General features: G+C 49.3%; 16 protein-coding genes. 3 read left to right on the top strand and 13 right to left on the bottom strand.

The window, feature by feature from the left end:
• Position 1: 1 nt before the first annotated feature.
• From kdsC to OEY58_08665, 9 genes are all read right to left on the bottom strand, one after another.
• Complete coding sequence (gene kdsC, locus OEY58_08705; protein ID MDH5325526.1) at positions 2–535, bottom strand: 3-deoxy-manno-octulosonate-8-phosphatase KdsC; 534 nt, start codon at positions 533–535, stop codon at positions 2–4.
• On the bottom strand, positions 535–1,509 hold the full coding sequence (locus OEY58_08700; GenBank protein MDH5325525.1) for a KpsF/GutQ family sugar-phosphate isomerase: 975 nt from the start codon (positions 1,507–1,509) through the stop codon (positions 535–537). Before OEY58_08700 ends, kdsC begins: the two co-directional genes overlap by 1 nt.
• Positions 1,506–2,471, bottom strand: a complete 966-nt coding sequence (locus OEY58_08695) for a calcium/sodium antiporter (protein ID MDH5325524.1) — start codon at positions 2,469–2,471, stop codon at positions 1,506–1,508. The genes OEY58_08700 and OEY58_08695 overlap by 4 nt, the downstream gene beginning before the upstream one ends.
• Before the next feature lie 262 nt (positions 2,472–2,733).
• Positions 2,734–3,612 (bottom strand): 4-hydroxybenzoate octaprenyltransferase, encoded by an 879-nt coding sequence (ubiA, locus tag OEY58_08690; protein ID MDH5325523.1) that lies wholly within the window; start codon positions 3,610–3,612, stop codon positions 2,734–2,736.
• Between the two features lie 168 nt (positions 3,613–3,780).
• Positions 3,781–4,203, bottom strand: a complete 423-nt coding sequence (locus OEY58_08685; GenBank protein MDH5325522.1) for a S4 domain-containing protein — start codon at positions 4,201–4,203, stop codon at positions 3,781–3,783.
• Positions 4,204–4,259: 56 nt separating this feature from the next.
• On the bottom strand, positions 4,260–5,993 hold the full coding sequence (locus tag OEY58_08680) for a diguanylate cyclase (GenBank protein MDH5325521.1): 1,734 nt from the start codon (positions 5,991–5,993) through the stop codon (positions 4,260–4,262).
• Positions 5,994–6,114: 121 nt separating this feature from the next.
• Positions 6,115–6,894, bottom strand: a complete 780-nt coding sequence (locus OEY58_08675; protein ID MDH5325520.1) for an endonuclease/exonuclease/phosphatase family protein — start codon at positions 6,892–6,894, stop codon at positions 6,115–6,117.
• Positions 6,895–6,909: 15 nt separating this feature from the next.
• Complete coding sequence (locus OEY58_08670; GenBank protein MDH5325519.1) at positions 6,910–8,541, bottom strand: acetolactate synthase large subunit; 1,632 nt, start codon at positions 8,539–8,541, stop codon at positions 6,910–6,912.
• A gap of 10 nt (positions 8,542–8,551) precedes the next feature.
• Positions 8,552–9,115 carry a thiol:disulfide interchange protein DsbA/DsbL gene (locus OEY58_08665; protein ID MDH5325518.1) on the bottom strand — a complete coding sequence of 188 codons (564 nt, stop codon included), beginning with the start codon at positions 9,113–9,115 and terminating at the stop codon, positions 8,552–8,554.
• A 329-nt stretch (positions 9,116–9,444) separates the two neighbouring features.
• Here OEY58_08665 and OEY58_08660 point away from each other — a divergent pair, with 329 nt between their 5' ends.
• Together OEY58_08660 and OEY58_08655 are read left to right on the top strand one after the other, a co-directional pair.
• Positions 9,445–9,933, top strand: a complete 489-nt coding sequence (locus OEY58_08660; GenBank protein ID MDH5325517.1) for a cyclic nucleotide-binding domain-containing protein — start codon at positions 9,445–9,447, stop codon at positions 9,931–9,933.
• A gap of 172 nt (positions 9,934–10,105) precedes the next feature.
• Positions 10,106–11,557 (top strand): GGDEF domain-containing protein, encoded by a 1,452-nt coding sequence (locus OEY58_08655; protein ID MDH5325516.1) that lies wholly within the window; start codon positions 10,106–10,108, stop codon positions 11,555–11,557.
• 31 nt (positions 11,558–11,588) lie between these two features.
• Here OEY58_08655 and OEY58_08650 read toward each other — a convergent pair whose 3' ends face one another.
• The 3 genes from OEY58_08650 to OEY58_08640 form a co-directional block, all read right to left on the bottom strand.
• The gene (locus OEY58_08650) at positions 11,589–13,241 is read right to left on the bottom strand and encodes a LysM peptidoglycan-binding domain-containing protein (GenBank protein ID MDH5325515.1); all 1,653 of its coding nucleotides are present in this window, start codon (positions 13,239–13,241) and stop codon (positions 11,589–11,591) included.
• Between the two features lie 193 nt (positions 13,242–13,434).
• Positions 13,435–14,073, bottom strand: a complete 639-nt coding sequence (locus tag OEY58_08645; GenBank protein MDH5325514.1) for a cytochrome c4 — start codon at positions 14,071–14,073, stop codon at positions 13,435–13,437.
• A gap of 36 nt (positions 14,074–14,109) precedes the next feature.
• Positions 14,110–14,427 carry a cytochrome c gene (locus OEY58_08640; protein ID MDH5325513.1) on the bottom strand — a complete coding sequence of 106 codons (318 nt, stop codon included), beginning with the start codon at positions 14,425–14,427 and terminating at the stop codon, positions 14,110–14,112.
• 179 nt (positions 14,428–14,606) lie between these two features.
• Between OEY58_08640 and yihA the strand changes: the two genes are divergently transcribed.
• The gene (yihA, locus tag OEY58_08635; GenBank protein MDH5325512.1) at positions 14,607–15,206 is read left to right on the top strand and encodes a ribosome biogenesis GTP-binding protein YihA/YsxC; all 600 of its coding nucleotides are present in this window, start codon (positions 14,607–14,609) and stop codon (positions 15,204–15,206) included.
• A 312-nt stretch (positions 15,207–15,518) separates the two neighbouring features.
• Here the strand turns inward: yihA and polA are convergent, their stop codons facing one another.
• The gene (gene polA / locus OEY58_08630) at positions 15,519–18,248 is read right to left on the bottom strand and encodes a DNA polymerase I (GenBank protein ID MDH5325511.1); all 2,730 of its coding nucleotides are present in this window, start codon (positions 18,246–18,248) and stop codon (positions 15,519–15,521) included.
• Positions 18,249–18,282 lie beyond the last annotated feature (34 nt).

Raw genomic sequence — 18,282 nt, 5'->3', positions numbered from 1 at the left:
GCTAAGGATTCATGGTTAAGTATTCCTGGATCATGGGTTCCAGTGTGCCCTGTGCTTGCATAATCAATTCGCAGATGTCGCGTGCAGCGCCCCGACCGCCGGGGGTAGGGGTAATCCAGTGTGCGTGTTTCTTGCTGAGTGGGTGCCCATCCGCCACGCTGACTGCCAGGCCGACGCGAATCATTATGGGTAAATCCACTACATCATCACCGACGTAAGCCACTTCATCAGAGTGTATTTTTAGCTTATCAATCAAAGATTTAAATGCCGGCAATTTGTCCTTTTGGCCCTGGTACACGTGTTTGATTTCCAGGTTTTTCATACGATGTTTCACCAATTCCGAGCTACGGGCAGTGATGATAGCGACCTCCACACCACTGCGTTGTAACATTTTCATGCCATGGCCATCTTTTGCATTAAAGGCTTTGTATTCTTGGCCGTCATCACCGAAAAACAGGCTACCGTCAGTGAGCACGCCGTCAACGTCGAAAATGATGAGTTTAATTTTTTTGGCTTTTTCGTAGATGTCCAGCATTACACCACGCCTGCTTTTAGTAAATCGTGCATGTTCATCGCTCCCACTACCTGTCCTTGGGCATCGACCACAGGTAAAGAGTTTATCTTATATTGATCCATAATACGTAATGTCTCTACCGCCAGCATGCCCAATTCGGCTTTTTTACATGGGCTGGTCATCACATCGGTGACTTTAATGTTGTGCACATTGACATCGCCGTGGTCCAGTACTCGGCGCAGATCTCCATCGGTAAAAATACCCAATAAATTCTCAGAGGTATCCACAACGGTGGTCATTCCCAGGCCTTTGCGAGTCATTTCCATCAGAGCCTCGCTGAGCATGGCGCTGTTGCTGACCTTAGGTATGGTGGTGCCGCTGTGCATGATATCGTCCACCTTGAGCAGGAGTCGCCGGCCCAGCTGACCGCCTGGGTGCGATAAAGCGAAATCATCGGCGGTAAACCCCTTGGATTCCAATAGAGCGATTGCCAGGGCGTCGCCCATGGCCAATGCCGCTGTGGTGCTGGTGGTGGGGGCAAGCCCTAAGGGGCAGGCTTCTTTTTCCACGCTGACATCAATATGTACGGTGGCAGCACGGGCCAGGCTGGAGTTGACGTTCCCGGTCAGGGCAATCAAAGGTACGTTTTTACGCTTAATTAGGGGTAATAAAGTGCTGATTTCGTCGGTTTCGCCGGAATTGGAAAAAGCCAGGACCACGTCACTCTGGGTAATCATGCCCATATCGCCATGACTGGCTTCACCGGGGTGAACAAAAAACGCCGGACTGCCTGTGCTGGCCAGGGTTGCGGCTATTTTGCCGCCGATATGTCCTGATTTGCCCATACCCATGACGACAATACGCCCATGACAGGCGTGCATAATGCTGCAGGCCTTGAAAAAGTCCTCGTCAATTCGGTCAGACAGGGCTTCTATGGCTTTGGCTTCATTTTCAATGACGGCTTTTGCCAATGTAATGAGTTTTTCCTGATTCATGCGGCCTCAGTAATGTAAAGTGATACCATATATCCCACATAGGCAGCTAATAATAACGAAGCCTCAACGCGATTAATGCGGCCTGGGCCTCTAAATCCGTACGCCATGATCAACAGGGCCAGAGTTAGCGCAGCCATGGTGCTGTAATCGCGCAGTAACACTACATCAGGAAACTGAAACGGTGTAATACTGCTACCCACGCCAATGACAGCCAGGCTGTTAAACATATTAGACCCAATCACGTTGCCAATGACAATGTCGTGTTCTTTTTTCAGCGCAGCGCTGATGGCGACAGCGATTTCGGGCAAGCTGGTTCCCACGGCAATGATGGTCAGACCGATCACCAATTCGCTGATACCTAAAGCGGTGGCGACATGGGTGGCGCCCCAGACCAGCAGGTGGGAACTGCCCACCAACAGCACTAAACCGGCCAGAGTCCAGGCGGATGCCCTGCCCGTCGACATGTCGTCTGGAAGCTCTGATTGTATTTCCTGGGCCAAGGGGTCTTCGCCCGAGCTGCGGCTAAGCCAGGTGAGCCAGGAGATCATGATTACTGTACCGACCAATAACAGCAGGCCATCCAGGCGGCTAAGCTCCTGATCCCAGAGCAATGTCAGTAAAATGATGGTAATGAGTAAAAGGACCGGGTATTCCCGTTTCAGGGTTTGAGATTGAACGGTTAATGGGGTGATCAAGGCGCCGATTCCTAAAACCAGGCCTATATTGGCGATATTGGAGCCAATGGCGTTTCCCAGTGCCAGGCCGGGATTTTGGTTCAGTGAAGCCACTGCGGCGACAAACATTTCCGGCGCCGAAGTGCCGAATCCAATAATAATCATACCCACAATGAGGCTGGAGACTCCCAGGTTGCGCGCCAAGGCAGAAGCGCCCAGGACAAACCGGTCGGCACTCCAAACCAGGACAGCGAATCCGGCAATAATAGCGATAACATACAGCAACATGAGTGGGATAATCAGTCCGTCATCAAAACGAACCATGATACCTGAAGCGGAGGCGCTTCAAAAGGATCAGGGGGCCGCTCTCGCACATCCTTGTGCTTCGCGGCACCGGTATGTCCCTATACAATGGCCGCTCTCGCACATCTCGGCAACTGCTCCGTGCGTTGCTCTCGACAATAAGTTCCAGACATTGTCTACCGTATCCGTCCGTGGCTACGTAACTTCCGCCATCCAGTGCGGTCGCTTGGCTTCGCGGCCGGCATGTCTATACATTGGTCGGGGTGCCGGTTTTACTGGCGTATTCCATGACAATTCCAGCAAAAATACAGGCGCCCAGCCAGCTGTTATTGGCAAATGCTTTGATGCAGCGTTGTGGGTCCCGGTCCTTGAGCAAGTAATGTTGATAGGCCAAAAAAATAGTGGAGACGCCCAATCCTATGTAGTAGTAGAATTTGAGTTCCAATTTTTCTCCCACAACAATCATGGTAAATAAGAATAAGCACTGGATCATGGCGATGATGAGTCGATCAGCTTCGCCAAACAACACCGCTGTTGATTTAACACCAATTCGAATATCGTCCTCCCGGTCAGCCATGGCATACATGGTGTCATAGGATGTGGCCCACAACACCGTAGCGGTCAGAATCAGCCAGGCTTCGTTGGGGACTGTGCCGGTTTGCGCTGCAAAGGCCATGGGAACGGACCAGCCAAAAGCCAACCCCAGAAAAGCTTGGGGCATGTAGGTATAGCGTTTGGTAAAGGGATACAGAACCGCAAGAAATAATCCAACGACCGACATGAGGATGGTCAGTGTATTGGTAAACAATACCAGCACAAAGGCTGCCAAGCAGGTGACGACAAACAGGCTGAGCGCCTCTTTGGATGTGACTCGCCCCATGGCCAAGGGGCGATTCTGGGTTCGCGATACATGCATATCAATACCCCGGTCCGCATAGTCATTGATAATACAGCCGCCGGCACGCATGAGGATGACACCCATGAGAAAAATAAAGGTGACGGCCACGCTGGGGAAGCCCTTGCCGGCAATCCATAACGCCCATAGAGTTGGCCACAACAGAAGGTAGATGCCAATGGGGCGATCAAAGCGCATAAGCAGCGCATATTGCAAACTGCGGTCTTTCAATTTGGACATGTTTAAATATTACTTTTGCTAAGCTTAATTTTCCAGTGCGCCTTGTCCAGGCATGAATTCTATAACCTCATCATAATGCAGTGAAAAAGGAATTGCTTGCGATGTGCGCACTATTTTTCCAATTCGTCGCAGATTTCCTGTTTTGTCGAAGAGACGGGATCAGGAGCGGGTGAACTGAATAATCTTACGACGTTCGCGTTTGGTGGGACGGCCGCTGCCCGTATCACGGTATGCCGGTTGGGTTTTGACAACCGTCTTGAAGTTCTCCCTTTTCTGGATGCTTTCGGGCGTTTCCCGGTACAACAACGCGGCTTGTGGTGCCGGACCGCGTTTATCCGATAAGGCAAGCACGATCACCGTTTTCTCAGTATAGCCTTGTTTTATTGTCAGTTCGTCGCCCACCACCAGCTCCTTGCTGGGTTTGGCGCGGTCGCCCTGGTGGTGGATTTTTCCACCTTTAATGGCTTCGCTGGCCAAAGATCGGGTTTTGTAAAACCGGGCCGCCCAGAGCCATTTGTCGATACGTAACCGTGTCAGTGCGGTGGGGGCTTTACCGGTCTTGTTGGCATTATGTTTCGGCATGATATACCCAAGGCTGTACGCCTTTGAACTGGAGTATGTATTGTACGAAATGCGGCTTAACGTGCAATGGCTTCGCAGCGATTACGGCCGTTTTGCTTGGCTTGATACAAGGCTTTATCGGCACGTTGGAATGCCGTTTCAATAGTGTCATCACCCTCAAACTCGGTCAATCCGCAGGAAATCGTGATTTGTACCCGTTGGGATTGGTAATGGAATTCGCAGCTTTGTACCGCGGTGCGCAGTTTGTTAGCAGCGATTAAGGCCGCTTCCAGATGAGTTTGTGGCATCAATACCACAAATTCCTCACCGCCGTAGCGAGCCAGGAAATCGGTCTGGCGTAGTTTGGACTGCAAATTCCCGGCTATGAGCCGTAGTGCCTTGTCGCCGGCGCGGTGGCCGTAGGTATCATTGATTTTTTTAAAAAAATCGATATCCACTACCATGATTACCAAGGGTTGCCGGTAACGATTCCAGCGGTGATACTCTTGATCTATGTGTTCTTCATAGGCCAAGCGGTTGTGCAGCCCGGTCAGCGGGTCTTGTATGGCTTGCTGGTGTTCTTGGTATAAGCGTTCCTTGAGTAACTGGGTTTCCTGCTCCATGTTGCGCAGCTGAGCCGTGGTTTGTTTTAATGCGCGGGCCAGCGCTTGTTGAGTGCGTGATTCCTCTTCCATGTGGACATGCAGATTTTTGCGGATGGCGTGCAGTTGGGTTTGTATTCCGGATTTCAGTGACTCCAGTTCCGACGCGGTTTGTACCGAGTGTTCCATGGCCTGCATATGGTTTTGCATAGAAACACCGAATTTTTTGTTGTTTCCGGCACTGGTTTGTTGTGCCGTTTCTGCGCCGGAAATATTAGCGTAAATATCCTGTAGGTTTTCATTCAGGCTGTGTAGAAAACTCTGCAAGTCGGATTTTTCCCGTTCCAGGTGCAAGCGAGCTACGGTGAGCAAATTGGCTAAGGCACTCAAAACTTCGTGTTTTCCACCAATAGCATTGTTGCTGAGGCGATCGCGAAGCTGTAACACCTTTTCGTTGATCTCCTCAGGAAAGTCCAGATACTCGATCAATTTTAAACCGAACTGGCTGATCACTGCCGTTTCGTTGCGTGGTTGGGCGAAAGTTCCGTTGGGTGTGGCGCTGGCCGAGGGGAGGGGGTCCGTGCTCGCTGAAGGCTCTTTATTCGCTGAAGGCTCTCTCTGGGCTGAAGGCTCTTTATTCGCTGAAGGCTCTCTCTGGGCTGAGGGCTCTTTATTCGCTGAAGGCTCTCTCTGCGCTGAGGGCTCTTTATCTGCGGCGTCTTTGTTGCGGAACCGGTCAAAAAAACCTGCGCTGGTTTCGGTTTCGGGCGTTGCCGGTAGCAGGGTGTTGATGAGCGTCGCAACGTTTTGAACGATACTGTCTGTGTCTTCCGGGTTGGCTTTGTTAAGGTTCTTGCGCAGTTGTTTCAGTGCTTTGCTTTGGGATTTTGGAATTTGCAGCTTATCCAGCAATCGTTCCCAGGCGGCCATGGGATGGTTGCTGTGTTCGTCTTTTTGGGTGTCCAGGCGTTTCAGGGTTTTGGAGATAGACTCGACGATGTCCTCTAACCCGGAATAGTTTTTTCCGGAACGTATCGTTTTGCGTAAATGCTCCAGTTGTTTATCCAGAGCGCTGTCAACACCTTCCGCTGCCAGGGCGACGCGGTTGATACCCAGGCACAACAGGGTTTCGATGCTTTCCCAGTGTTTTTCCTTTTGTTCCAACTGGTCAAGGCTGTCCAGATACTTTTGTTTCCAGTCTGATTCCATGTAAACCGATCCCTGATTTTCTGCGCAGTTCGCACCCGTACTCGAGCACTAGCGGCCAATGGTTCAGCAGGATTAAGTGGTTAAATGAAACAGAAATGTAAAGCTGTGATGTTGGCCGCGTTTAGGCTGCCAACATCATGTCTGCCGGTAAGCTGAGCTCCATGGCAATGGGCAAATGGTCAGAAAGCACGTGATCCAATACATGTACATCGTGTATTTCCAGGGAAGGAGAGGCCAGGATATGGTCAAGCCGTCGCGAGGGTTTCCAGCTGGGGAAAGTTTTTAAGCCGTGTTCCGGATCTACCAGGTTGGTGGTTTCCAACAGGTAGTTCATTTCAGCGCTTCCCGGTTGGCAGTTCATGTCACCCATAACCACTACATGATCGTAGCAATTGACGATTTCACTGACAAACTCCAGCTGACGTTTTCGGGTGCGTTTGCCCAAGGCCAGATGTAGGGTGATCAGCACCAAGGGGTCATGGGGATTGCCATAACGGACCACCATGGCGCCGCGTCCGGGGATGCGACCAGGCAGTTTATAGTCATCCACCTCAAGGGGCTGGTATTTACTCAGCACACCGTTGCTGTGTTTGGTGAGGATGCCGATTTCCCGGTTGATTTGGTGGTACCAGTAGGGAAAGCCCCCTCTATTGGCTAAGAACTGGATCTGGTTAATAAAACTACTGCGTAAACTGCCGGCATCGACCTCTTGTAATGCCACAATATCAAAGTTGTTGATGGCATCTGCAATACGATGAAGGTTTTCATAGAGTTGTGCGTGTGGTAACAAGTGTTTCCAACACCCAGTGAGATAATGGGAAGGCGCTACGGATGCCATACCCACTTGTATATTGTAACTGAGCAGGCGAACCCGTTGTCTCAAATCAGTTACTTGCGTCATATATACCACCCCTTACTAAAAAGGAGAAATCATTTCCCCCAATTTCTCCGTAAGCCTCAGATTTTCACTGTAATCAACTGGGCAATCAATGATACTTACAGTGTTATCGGACAAGGCTTGCTTTAAAACAGGCATTAATTCGTCGGAATGTGTGATTCTGTACCCTTTTGCGCCAAAAGATTGGGCATAAGTGACAAAATCCGGATTGTTAAAGGAAACATAAGCCGGTCGCCCAAACTGGTTCATTTGTTTCCACTCTATCAATCCGTATCCGGAATCATTCCATATTAAAATAACTATAGCCACTTCTAAACGCAACGCGGTTTCAATTTCCTGTGAGTTCATCAGAAAACCTGCATCACCCGTAACCGCGACAACTGCTCTCTCCGGTTTGGCCAGTTTTGCAGAAATAGCGCCAGGTACGGCGATTCCCATGCTGGCAAATCCATTGGAAATTATACAGGTATTGGGGTGTTCACAACGGAACATCCGCGCCATCCACATTTTGTGAGCGCCAACATCGCAAATGACGATGTCATCCATGTCCATGGCGGTTCGTAAATCCCAAATGATTTTTTGAGGTTTCAGTGGAAAGCTCGAATCATTACGGTGGGATCGCATCTCGTCGATGAGAGCTTCTCGAAGCGGTCTTAAGGTATGACTTTGCTGGGGCTTGGTAAGTTCCGCAATCCGATTTAAAGAATGACGAATATCCCCAACCACGCCCACGGCAACCGGATAGCTGGCGTCCACTTCTGCAGAAACCGTATCAATATGAATGATTTGCCGATCCCGACTGGGGTGCCATAAATGAGGGTGATATTCGACCAGGTCGTAACCCACGCATACGATCACATCCGCTTTGGCAAAGCCGAAATTGATGTAATCCTGTGATTGCAAACCGGCACTGCCCAAAGCCATGGGGTGTTTAAAAGGAACCACACCCTTTGCCATAAAGGTATTGCACACAGGAATATTGAGCTTACCGGCAAAATCCGCTAACTGTTCCCAGGCACCGGTACGAATTACCCCATTGCCTGCCAATATAATGGGTTGCTTCGCTTCCGAGAGAATTTGAGCTGCCTTTTGCACGCGTTCCAACGGCGGCTCTGACAAACTGGGTTGCTTGATGGGCAGGGGTTCGCTGTCCAGTGTCATTTTGGCGATATTTTCAGGAAACTCGACAAAACAGGCTCCCATTTTCTCGGTTTGTGCCAGTTTAAAGGCTTTGCGAACCACCTCCGGAATAATTTCCGGAGCCAAAATACGCGACGAGTACTTGGTGATAGGTCGAAAAATCTCTTCCAAATCCAAAACTTGGTGGGATTCTTTGTGTAATCGGTGGGTGTCCGCCTGGCCGGCAATGGCGACCAAAGGGGCATGATCCATATTGGCGTCAGCCACGCCGGTGATCAGATTGGTGGCTCCGGGGCCCAATGTAGCCATACAGACGCCGGCTTTGCCGGTGATGCGGCCATAGACATCTGCCATAAAAGCAGCGCCCTGTTCGTGCCGGGTGGTGACAAATTGAATGGATGAATCCAACAATGAATCCATCACATCCAGGTTTTCCTCCCCCGGTATGCCGAATATGTACTTTGTGCCTTCCTGCTCAAGGCACTTGATAAACAGCTCGGAGGCCTTCATGGTGACTGCTCTATTTTGATTCTTTTTCAACCAAATGGTTAACGACTTTGAAAATATTTGCGTTACCGCCGGCCATTCGGGCACCGGTGCGGTATTTGCCGTTGACGATCAAAGCCGGAACTCCCTCGATACCGTAGCGTTGACTCAGATCTTTGGCGCGGCGAATTTTGGCTTCCACGGCAAAGGAACGGAATACACGCTTAAAATCACCTTGCTTAACACCTTGTTCGGCGAAGAATTCCATAATTTCCTCGTCGGTTCGCAGGCGGCGTTTTTGGCTATGTAAAGCTTCAAACATGGCAGAATGGGTTTTTTCCAACACACCCAGAATTTCTGCGGTGTAAAAAGCGCGAGCATGCAATTCCCATTCGGGCCGGAAAATGGCTGGGATACGTACAAATTCCGCGTTTTTCGGAATACGTTTCAACCAACGCTCCACATAGGGCTCCAGGCTGTTGCAATGGGGGCAGCCGTACCAGAACATTTCCACCACCTCGACTTTGTCCGCGGTTGTCGTGGGTTGGGGGGGTACGATGCGTTGATAATGAATGCTTTCTTTGTAATTGGCTGCCATTACAACACCTGGGATCAGCAGGCATAGCGACAATAGCATCAAAATAGATTTTGTAGTGCTGGTCATTTATTCAAACCTCTAGGTCTTTATCTTTGGATTCCTTAGAATGACTCCGTGGGGGTTTTTCCCAAGTGAGTTCCCGTATAACGTTCTGACGGCCCACATCCGGCGAAGTTTCGCATAAACCAACTCCAAAGCCTATCCAAATCGTCTTTTAAAGGCAAATATCTGAAATTATTTATCGTGCTCAGTAAAATTCGCTAGGTGTATTGCTGCTTTATGGTACGATCAGTTTTAGAAAAAACGAACAAATCAAGGAGTATTTTTGCATGGCTGAAGAGAGAGTTGAACTGACTCAGTTTTTGAATCAGCAGTATCTTTGCGAGTCACTCACTATCAATGAAGTGCAGACTTTGATCGACTATACGGAAACGGTGACGTTTAATAAAGGGGATGTGGTCGCGGAGATCGGAGAGGTGGGAGAAGCCTTGTTTTTTGTCATTAGCGGTGAGATCGGTTTGTATCGCGATGATGAAGGCAAGGAAAACGAAGTTGCCAGAGTCAAGGAAGGAGAGCTGTTGGGGGAAATGTCCTTTTTTGATCGACGCCCACGTACGGTGCGTCTAAGGGCGGCAAAAAATGACACGCGCATGTTGCGGTTATCCCGCGCCATGTATAAGCGCTTGCGGGTCGAGCATCCTTATATTGCTGTTAATCTGGCAGAGCATGCTATTGTCAGCCTGGATCACCTGTTTCGTCGGGTGAGCAAGGATATCACAACATTCGCCAACTATTTTTACTCACCCGGACGGAAGTAATCCGCTGGGTGCCGGTATGCGCCTCCAGGGTGGGGGTGCTGCTGGGGGCTTATGTCAAAAAACCGTTAACTTGTCTGGTACAGTCCACAATTTTCTGTCTTTGCTATCAACATTGCGCCGCATCTGCCGAACTATAAACAGGACCTGCTTTTAACAAAAAGGCGGGTGTTTCTTGAGCGGAACAGGTTTTTTTATAGTGATTTGGCGCAAAACCGGCGAGTTCATTCCAAACAAGCTTAGAACACGGGTGGTACTGGGCCTTTTCGGTTTGCACCTGGTTTTGGGGTTATTTCTGTATTCCGTATTGTTGGGTATGGTTAAACAGGCCCAAGACTACCAATTTTCGCAACACGCTCAGACTCGCGCCGGTACGATCGGCCTGCTGGTTGAGAACATCCCATCCGATCGTCCGCAACAACTTCAGTCTTTAATGAGAAGAGTTTTGTTGCAAGATGATGTGGTTTCCGTGCGTTTAGTGGAAGCTGGGGAAGATAGTTTTCATTTTCTTAAACCTGGAGTGAATACTACCAATACCTTTGAAGTCAATGTGCTTATACAAAACCGGGATCGCTCCGTGTTGCACATAACCTTTGACCGCCGTGTATTGTTAGAGGACATCCGTGGGATTACCCGGTTGGCCAATATATTACTGCTGGTATACATTAGCGTTATTGCTGTGTTTTTGTTTGCTTTATCCTTCCTTTGGGAGCGTGGGGAGCAAAAACATTTGGATTTAACGGCTAATGAAAGCGATAAAGCCGACAATACACTGGTGTTTGACGAGGTGGGTGAAATACGTAACGCCGGGAGATCCGTGCACACACTGCTACGGTATCCGTCCGGTACTTTGATCGGGTTGAATATATTTGACGTGTTGGCTGAGCCCGTCGGTATGGCGCCGGAATCCACGGTCTTAAAGTTGTTCGGTGAGCAGGGTGCCACTTACGATTTGTCCGTTTGCACCCGTAGTGGGGATACCTTAACCGTGGCCGCAACAGTAAGCAGCGCTACGTCCAAAGGGGAAACCCTGTGGTCCCTGTTTTTGGGCGCGCGACTGTACCAAAATGTCGAACCTTTACAATACGATCCCCTGACAGGGTTGCTCACCCGTTCGATTTTCCTGGATCGACTAGCGCATTCTATGCAGCGGGCGGAACGCAATGACTGTACGGCGGTGTTGATTTTTATAGACATAGATGGTTTTCGGCGGGTTAATGAGGGCCTGGGTCGACGGGTGGGAGATAAACTGTTGATGTTGGCTGCGGAGCGTATTAAACAGTGTGTGCGTCAGAGCGATTCGGTAGCGCGTTTGGGAGACGACGAATTCGCTGTTATTCTGGACGATATCAGTGACGGGTGTGCAGCAGAGCTACCCGCAAAGAAAATACTGTACGCGCTACAGCAAACTTACCAAATTTACAGTCGCGATGTGCACATCGGTTGTAGCATCGGGATCAGCTATTACCCCGGTAGAGTGCAAACCAGCGAGGAATTTATGCTGGAAGCGGACTTGGCCATGTATAAAGCTAAACACGGCGGTGGTAACCGTTACGAAATTTTTAGTGACGAAATGCAGCGTGATATGCAGGAACTGGATCAACGCATTCGGTGTATGAAGCAATAGATTCATCGCTTCCTGGAAACGCTCAAGCCATTCAGCGGTGTTTCATGCGCCGATCCTGCTTGATGACAACAATACGCACCTGATCTCCCGGGTAGATTAAATGGGGGTTCTTGATCCGGCTGAGTTTTGCCAGCTCCGGATATAACCAAGGATTACGCACATACCGGCGGGCAATATCCCAAAGGGTATCGCCTTTTACCACGATATGAATAAATTCCCGCCGGTTGGTCCCCATACGGATTTTTGTTTTTTGTGATGAGACCTTGGGTTCAGTCGAAACGGCCAATGGGTGGGTAACTTCTATTTCCAATGTACTAAAAGTGCGATTTTTCTGCATCAGTGGATATTGGTGTGGTGGATGTTTATTGTTTGCCAGGTCCGCTGTCGTGTGGGTGCCGTTGGTTTCGGTTGCTGTTGAGCCCTTAGAGTCGGCAAGCAGCTCCGGTGCCGCGGTTAATGTCTTTGTCGGGGGGCTAAATTGCTCCAAAGATTCATGAGTGTGGATGGTGATGGTATAACCTTTTTCATCCTTGCTCACTTCACCGTGTTCCTTTTCATTTTCCGGAATCTGAACGGGCAGGACCCGCGCGGATAGGGTTCTAACCGAGGCCTCTGTCGTCGGTTTTTCGCGGGACTTAAACCAGATAACGGCGAAGATAGCGCTGAAACACAATACACTTCCCAGCAACAGCAGGGGAAACCAAAACGACGGGGTTGATGCCGCATTGCTGTTGCTGTTGCTGGAGCGGGCGCAGGCGTTGCTTTGGATTGGATTCAAGCCGGTGGGCATTTCGCGGTTGTGCCATATTGTGCTCAGTACTTCCGTGCGTCTGTGTCGCGCGGTACCGTCAGCGCCATCCACGGGACTGGATTGCCCCGGACCGCTCCAATCCGGTAATACCGATTTATTGGTTTTGGAAGGAATGCTCAGGTTTCCGGGTATCCAAGCATTTTGTCTCGTTGCGGCCGGTTTTCTATATTGCGTACGGCAACGACTCGGCTGCGGTAAAGGCGAGGGTGAGGTGGGCGCGGTGGTTTTTTTTGGCATTGAGTCCGATGCTATGGCCTGGGTTTTATCCGTCACGGTGGAACTCATAGATGTGTTGGTGGCCGTTGTGCCAGTACCAGTGCTAGTGATTGTGGCCGTGCTTGTTGCTGTGGTTTGCGGCAGAGCGGGTTGTGGGTCTGGGCGAGCTATATTGCTAATGGAAGGCAACCGTTTTAGATTTGCGGTGTTGCCGGGTGCCTGGCTCAGTAACTTAATAATAGGGGTCGCTAAGCGGATTCCGGTACTCAAAGTCTCCAGGTCCACATCCAGATAGATTAGGTTATGCAGCATTAGAGAGCGACGAAACGGCGTGTTATTGAAATGAGAAGACAAATTTTCCCAGCCTTTGGCAGGTATTTGTACCACTTCCAGTATTTGATCAACCCAAAATCCAAAATAGCCGTTTTTCAAGGCTGTGACGATAATGGGTTCCATTTGCCCCGTGGTTTTTGCCGGAAACCCAAAGCAATGATTTAGATCGATGATTTTAGTGAACTTGTTGTTAATGCGGACAGTTTTGGCATGGACGCTGTGGCTGTTTTGCACTAAATAAGACACGCTGCCGGTACCCACGCAGCAATACACGGAGGCTACCCGAAATAAAAGCAGGGCATTTTGTTGATCCAAAGCCGGCATTTGCAATTTCGTCCATGAACTGAATTAGGCACCTCATCCAGGGCCTCTGATGCCTGCAGCATCTCTGCCCATTCAGGAATCAATCAGAGGCTCGGTGAAATAATTCGAGGCTCCATAAATTAGCGGCAAATACCGGGGAAAATTCAGGGAGTTATTTTTCAGGCCGTCCCTGGGTAGCCGATTGGGCAGTGGATTACTCGCCACTACCCAAGGTGGATACATAAGTTGCGACAGCCTCTATTTCCTTTGCTGTGAGTTTAGCCGCTATGTCTTGCATCATATTATTGGGGTCGTTGGTTCGGTTGCCGGACTGGAAATCCTTAAGTGCTTTTATGAGATAGCTTTTTTGCTGGCCGGCAATTCGTGGGAAGTTAGCCGGACTATTGCCGACCCCATTGGGACCGTGACAGCCGGCGCAAGCGGGAACTTGGTTGTAGGTATTGCCGCCTTTGTAGATTTTTCTGCCGGTGGATAATGCGCTTGCGTCCGCATTGCTATTGGCACTGGGATTGAGTTTTTGGCTGGAAAAATACGCGGCAATATCGGCAATATCTTCGTCAGACAAGTCCAGGACCATGTTGCTCATGGTGGGGTCGACCCGTTTACCTTGTTTGAAGTCTTTAATCTGTTTTTCCAGATAGCTGCTATGTTGGGCTGCCAAATTGGGCCAATCGGGCCCCAGGCTGTTGCCGTCCGGGCCATGGCAACCCTGGCATAGGCCGGATTTTTGTTGTCCCATGGCGGGGTTACCGGCAAAAGTTGTGTTTATTAGGGTATAAGTAATTACTAATATAGAGAAGTGAAGTAATGGGTATTTGGATCGTTTCACCATGGTTTCTCCAGACGATAGAACAAGAAGGAGGATATTTTAACTGTTGCTTTCAAAAAACGCAGCTACATCTTCCATGTCTTGCTCGTTTAATGTTGACGCCATACCGTTCATAATCGGATCTTTGCGGATTCCGGCTTTGAACGCTTTCAATTGTTTTACGATATATTTTGCGTGTTGCCCGGCGAGCCTGGGATAAGTGGGGTTGTTACTTTTCCCACCTTTTCCATGACATACTTGGCAAGCGCGTGCTTTGCTCCTGCCGGCTTCAGAATCGCCCTGCGCCAAACTGGTGAGCGGCATAAGCGAAATAACCAGGATGCCCAGAAATATAGTATTCTTTATTGTTATGTGCATCGGGTTTCCCCATTTTGGCACTGATAATTGCAATTATGAGTCGGTAATGGAGGGCCGTTGATATCCCTTAGTAAGCTATTAGGTTATTTCACTCGGCACAAAATTGCTATTATTATCTTGGCGAATTATAAAAAAAGATACAAAAATGAAACTTTATAGCCCTACATATATATTAATACATGAATAGTTTATATCAAAATGCTGGTTTTTTAACCAGTGCCGCGAAAATATCCCAAGTTCCCGAAGATAGCGGTTTTGAAGTGGCCTTTGCAGGCCGGTCCAACGCAGGGAAATCCAGTGCAATCAACGTATTGACGCGTCAAAAAGCCCTAGCGAGAACCAGTAAGACGCCAGGGCGGACTCAGATGATTAATTTTTTTCAATTGGATGCTGAGCGCCGCTTGGTGGATCTACCGGGCTATGGCTATGCCAAAGTGGCGGAATCAACCAAAAATCAGTGGCAGCGTACTATGCAGGAATATTTGTCCACCCGGCAATGTTTACGCGGTGTGGTCATATTGATGGACATTCGCCACCCTCTAAAAGATGTAGACCAGATGTTGTTGCAATGGTGTATCGACAATACCATGCCGGTTCACGTGTTGTTGACCAAGGTGGATAAACTCAAAAACAATGCTGCCAGTAAGCAATTGAGTCTGGTGCAAGGTCACCTTAAAGAGCATCGGGATCGCTGTAGCGTTCAGGTTTTTTCTTCCTTAAAACGCAGTGGTCTGGAGCAGTTGGAAGCTGTTTTAAATGGCTGGTTGCAATTGGCTTAGTGGTTCCATTTCCAACAAAATGGGTTAAAATAGCATGGCTACGTAACGAGATTAGAATAAGCAAAAGAAAGCCCCGGCGGCAAATAGGGGTAAGCGAGAGCGCCGGGGCGTAGCAGTCTCAGTCTGGGGAGACTGAGTTTAGGTTTACCCGCTATAGGGAGGAGAAGCGGGTGAGCTGTTTTCTCAAACGGCTCGATAATTAAGATGCAGGGATTGAAAAAAAGTTTCACCCTAAATTAAAAAATCTTTATATTCTTAATTTTTGGTGCTCGACTGACCAATTTGTATATTATTTAGCCGCTTCATTTTAGCCTAGTGCGCTTCATCCCAATTATTTCCAATACCCACGTCGACCTGTAGCGGAATGCGCAATTGGGTTACCGAAGACATGGTGTGGTTGATTTTCTCCACGGCTGTACTCACCTCGGTTTCCGGGATTTCAAACACCAGCTCGTCATGCACTTGCATAATCATTTTGATGTTGGAATCACTGCTGCGGAGCCAATCGTGAGTTTTTATCATGGCCATTTTGATGATGTCCGCAGCGGTTCCTTGCATAGGTGCGTTGATGGCGGTTCGTTCAGCGGCTTGGCGGCGCATGCCGTTACTGGATTTGATGTCGGGTAAATACAGGCGCCTACCAAACAGGGTCTCCACGTAGGCTTTATCGTGAGCTTCCATTCGGGTGGTGTCCATGAAGCTTTTCACGCCGGGGTATCGAGCAAAATAGGTATTAATGTAGTGCTGGGCTTCGCTGCGGCTTATCCCCAGTTGTTTGCGTAAACCTTCGGCGGACATGCCGTAAATCAGCCCAAAGTTAATGGCTTTGGCTCGGCGGCGTTCTTCCTGGCTTACGGCCGCAATGGATACGCCAAAGACTTCGGCGGCTGTGGCTGTGTGCACATCCTGGTTGTCGGCAAAGGCTTGTAACAGGGTTTCGTCACCGGATAAGTGCGCCATAATGCGTAGCTCGATTTGAGAATAATCTGCCGCCACAATTTTGTTGCCTTTGGCTGCTACGAAAGCCTGGCGTATGCGGCGCCCTTCCTGGGTGCGTATGGGTATGTTTTGTAAATTGGGATCGGCGGAAGAGAGGCGGCCGGTGCTGGCCACTGCCTGGTGATAAGAAGTGTGCACCCGTCCGGTGTTCGGGTTGATTTGTAAGGGCAATTTGTCCGTATATGTGGATTTGAGTTTGCTGACACTGCGGTAGTCCAAAATCAATTTGGGCAAGGGGAAGTCCAGTGCCAACTCCTGTAATACCGGTTCGGCGGTGGAGGGTTGTTTCTTTGGCGTCTTTTTTAAGACCGGTAGTTTCATTTTGTCATACAAAATGGTTTGAATTTGTTTAGTTGACCCCAGGTTAAACTCTTCGCCGGCAATTTCGAAAGCTTCCTGCTCCAGTTCGGCCATGCGATTTTCCAATTCGGCACTTTGTTTGGCCAGCATTTCAGAATTTATGAGCACGCCGTTGCGTTCCACTTGGGATAAGACTTCAATCAAAGGAATTTCCACGTCCCGGTACAGGTTCGCCATGGCTTTTTGTTGTTGCAGACGTGGCCACAGGGTTTGGTGCAGTCGTAAGGTAATATCGGCGTCCTCAGCCGCATAGGGAGCCGCTTTGTCTACAGGGATCTGGTCAAATGTCAGCTGGTTTTTGCCTTTACCGGCAATATCCTCAAAATGAATGGTTTTGTGGCCGAGGAATTTCAGTGCCAACGAGTCCATGTCGTGGCGAGTGGCGGTGCTGTCCAATACGTAGGATTGCAGCATGGTGTCGTGTGCAATCCCTTTAAGTTGAATGCCATAGTTGGCCAGCACGCTTAAATCGTATTTGAGGTTTTGTCCCACTTTGGCCTGCCGGGCATCTTCCAGCAGCGGTTTGAGTTGCGCTAACACACTTTCCCGGCTCAATTGTGCCGGTGCATCGGGGTAGTCGTGGCCCATAGGGATATAGGCGGCTTCTCCCGGTGTGATGCTAAAGGAGATGCCTACAATTTGCGCCAGCATATAATCCAAGTCTGTGGTTTCAGTGTCCACAGCAAAAAGTTTTGCCTGTTGTAGTTTTTCGATCCAGGTATCCAGTTGTTGTTGCGTAAACAGAGTTTGGTAATCAATTTTACTGACTTTAGGGGCGTCTGATTGCTTGGGAGTGTTGCTGGTTCTGGTGGGGCTGTTGCGGTCACCGGGATGTAACAGGCCCGAGAGCCAGGTCTTAAATTCCAGCTCGGCAAACATGGATTTGAGTGTTTCCGTATCGGGTTTTTGAATGGCAAGATCATCCAGATTGAGATCCAGCTCCAAATCACATTTGATAGTCGCCAGCTCTTTGGACATGGGCAGTTGCTCCAAACTGGCGCGCAAATTTTCACCCACTTTGCCTTTCACTTGGTCCGCATGGGTCATAATGTTAACGAGAGAACCATACTCCAATAACCATTTTACCGCCGTTTTTGGACCAACCTTAGGTACACCGGGAATATTGTCCGATGTGTCGCCCATGAGAGCCAGATAATCCACAATTAAATCGGGGCCAATACCGAATTTTTCTTTCACGCCTTTACGGTCCATCAGAGTGTTGCTCATGGTGTTGATGAGCATGACATGGGGGTTTACCAGCTGCGCCATGTCTTTGTCGCCGGTAGAAATCAGGGTGTTTTTCTTCCACTTTTCAGCCTCAGTGGCCAGGGTGCCGATGACATCATCGGCCTCGACACCTGAGATGGAGATCAACGGTAAGCCCATGGCTTGTATGACCCGGTTTAAGGGTTCGATTTGTGCCCGCAATTCGTCCGGCATGGGTGGGCGGTTGGCTTTATATTCAGGGTAAATATCATTCCGAAAGGTTTTGCCTTTGGCGTCGAATACCACCGCCATATATTGGGGTTGGTAGTCCTGGAGCAGACGCCGCAACATGTTGATAACACCATACACAGCGCCGGTGTGTTGTCCTTTGGAGTTGTTCAGTGATGGCATGGCGTGAAAGGCGCGATACAGGTAAGAGGAACCGTCAACTAAAATTATTGGGCTGGATTTTTGCATTGCTTTACTTCTGTTCAGTTTTTAAAAAAGTTGA

This window comes from Gammaproteobacteria bacterium (assembly GCA_029882975.1).
Classification (GTDB): domain Bacteria; phylum Pseudomonadota; class Gammaproteobacteria; order SZUA-152; family SZUA-152; genus JAJDNG01.
Note: the sequence above shows the minus strand (reverse complement) of the source record. Positions and strands in the feature narration are given on the sequence as shown.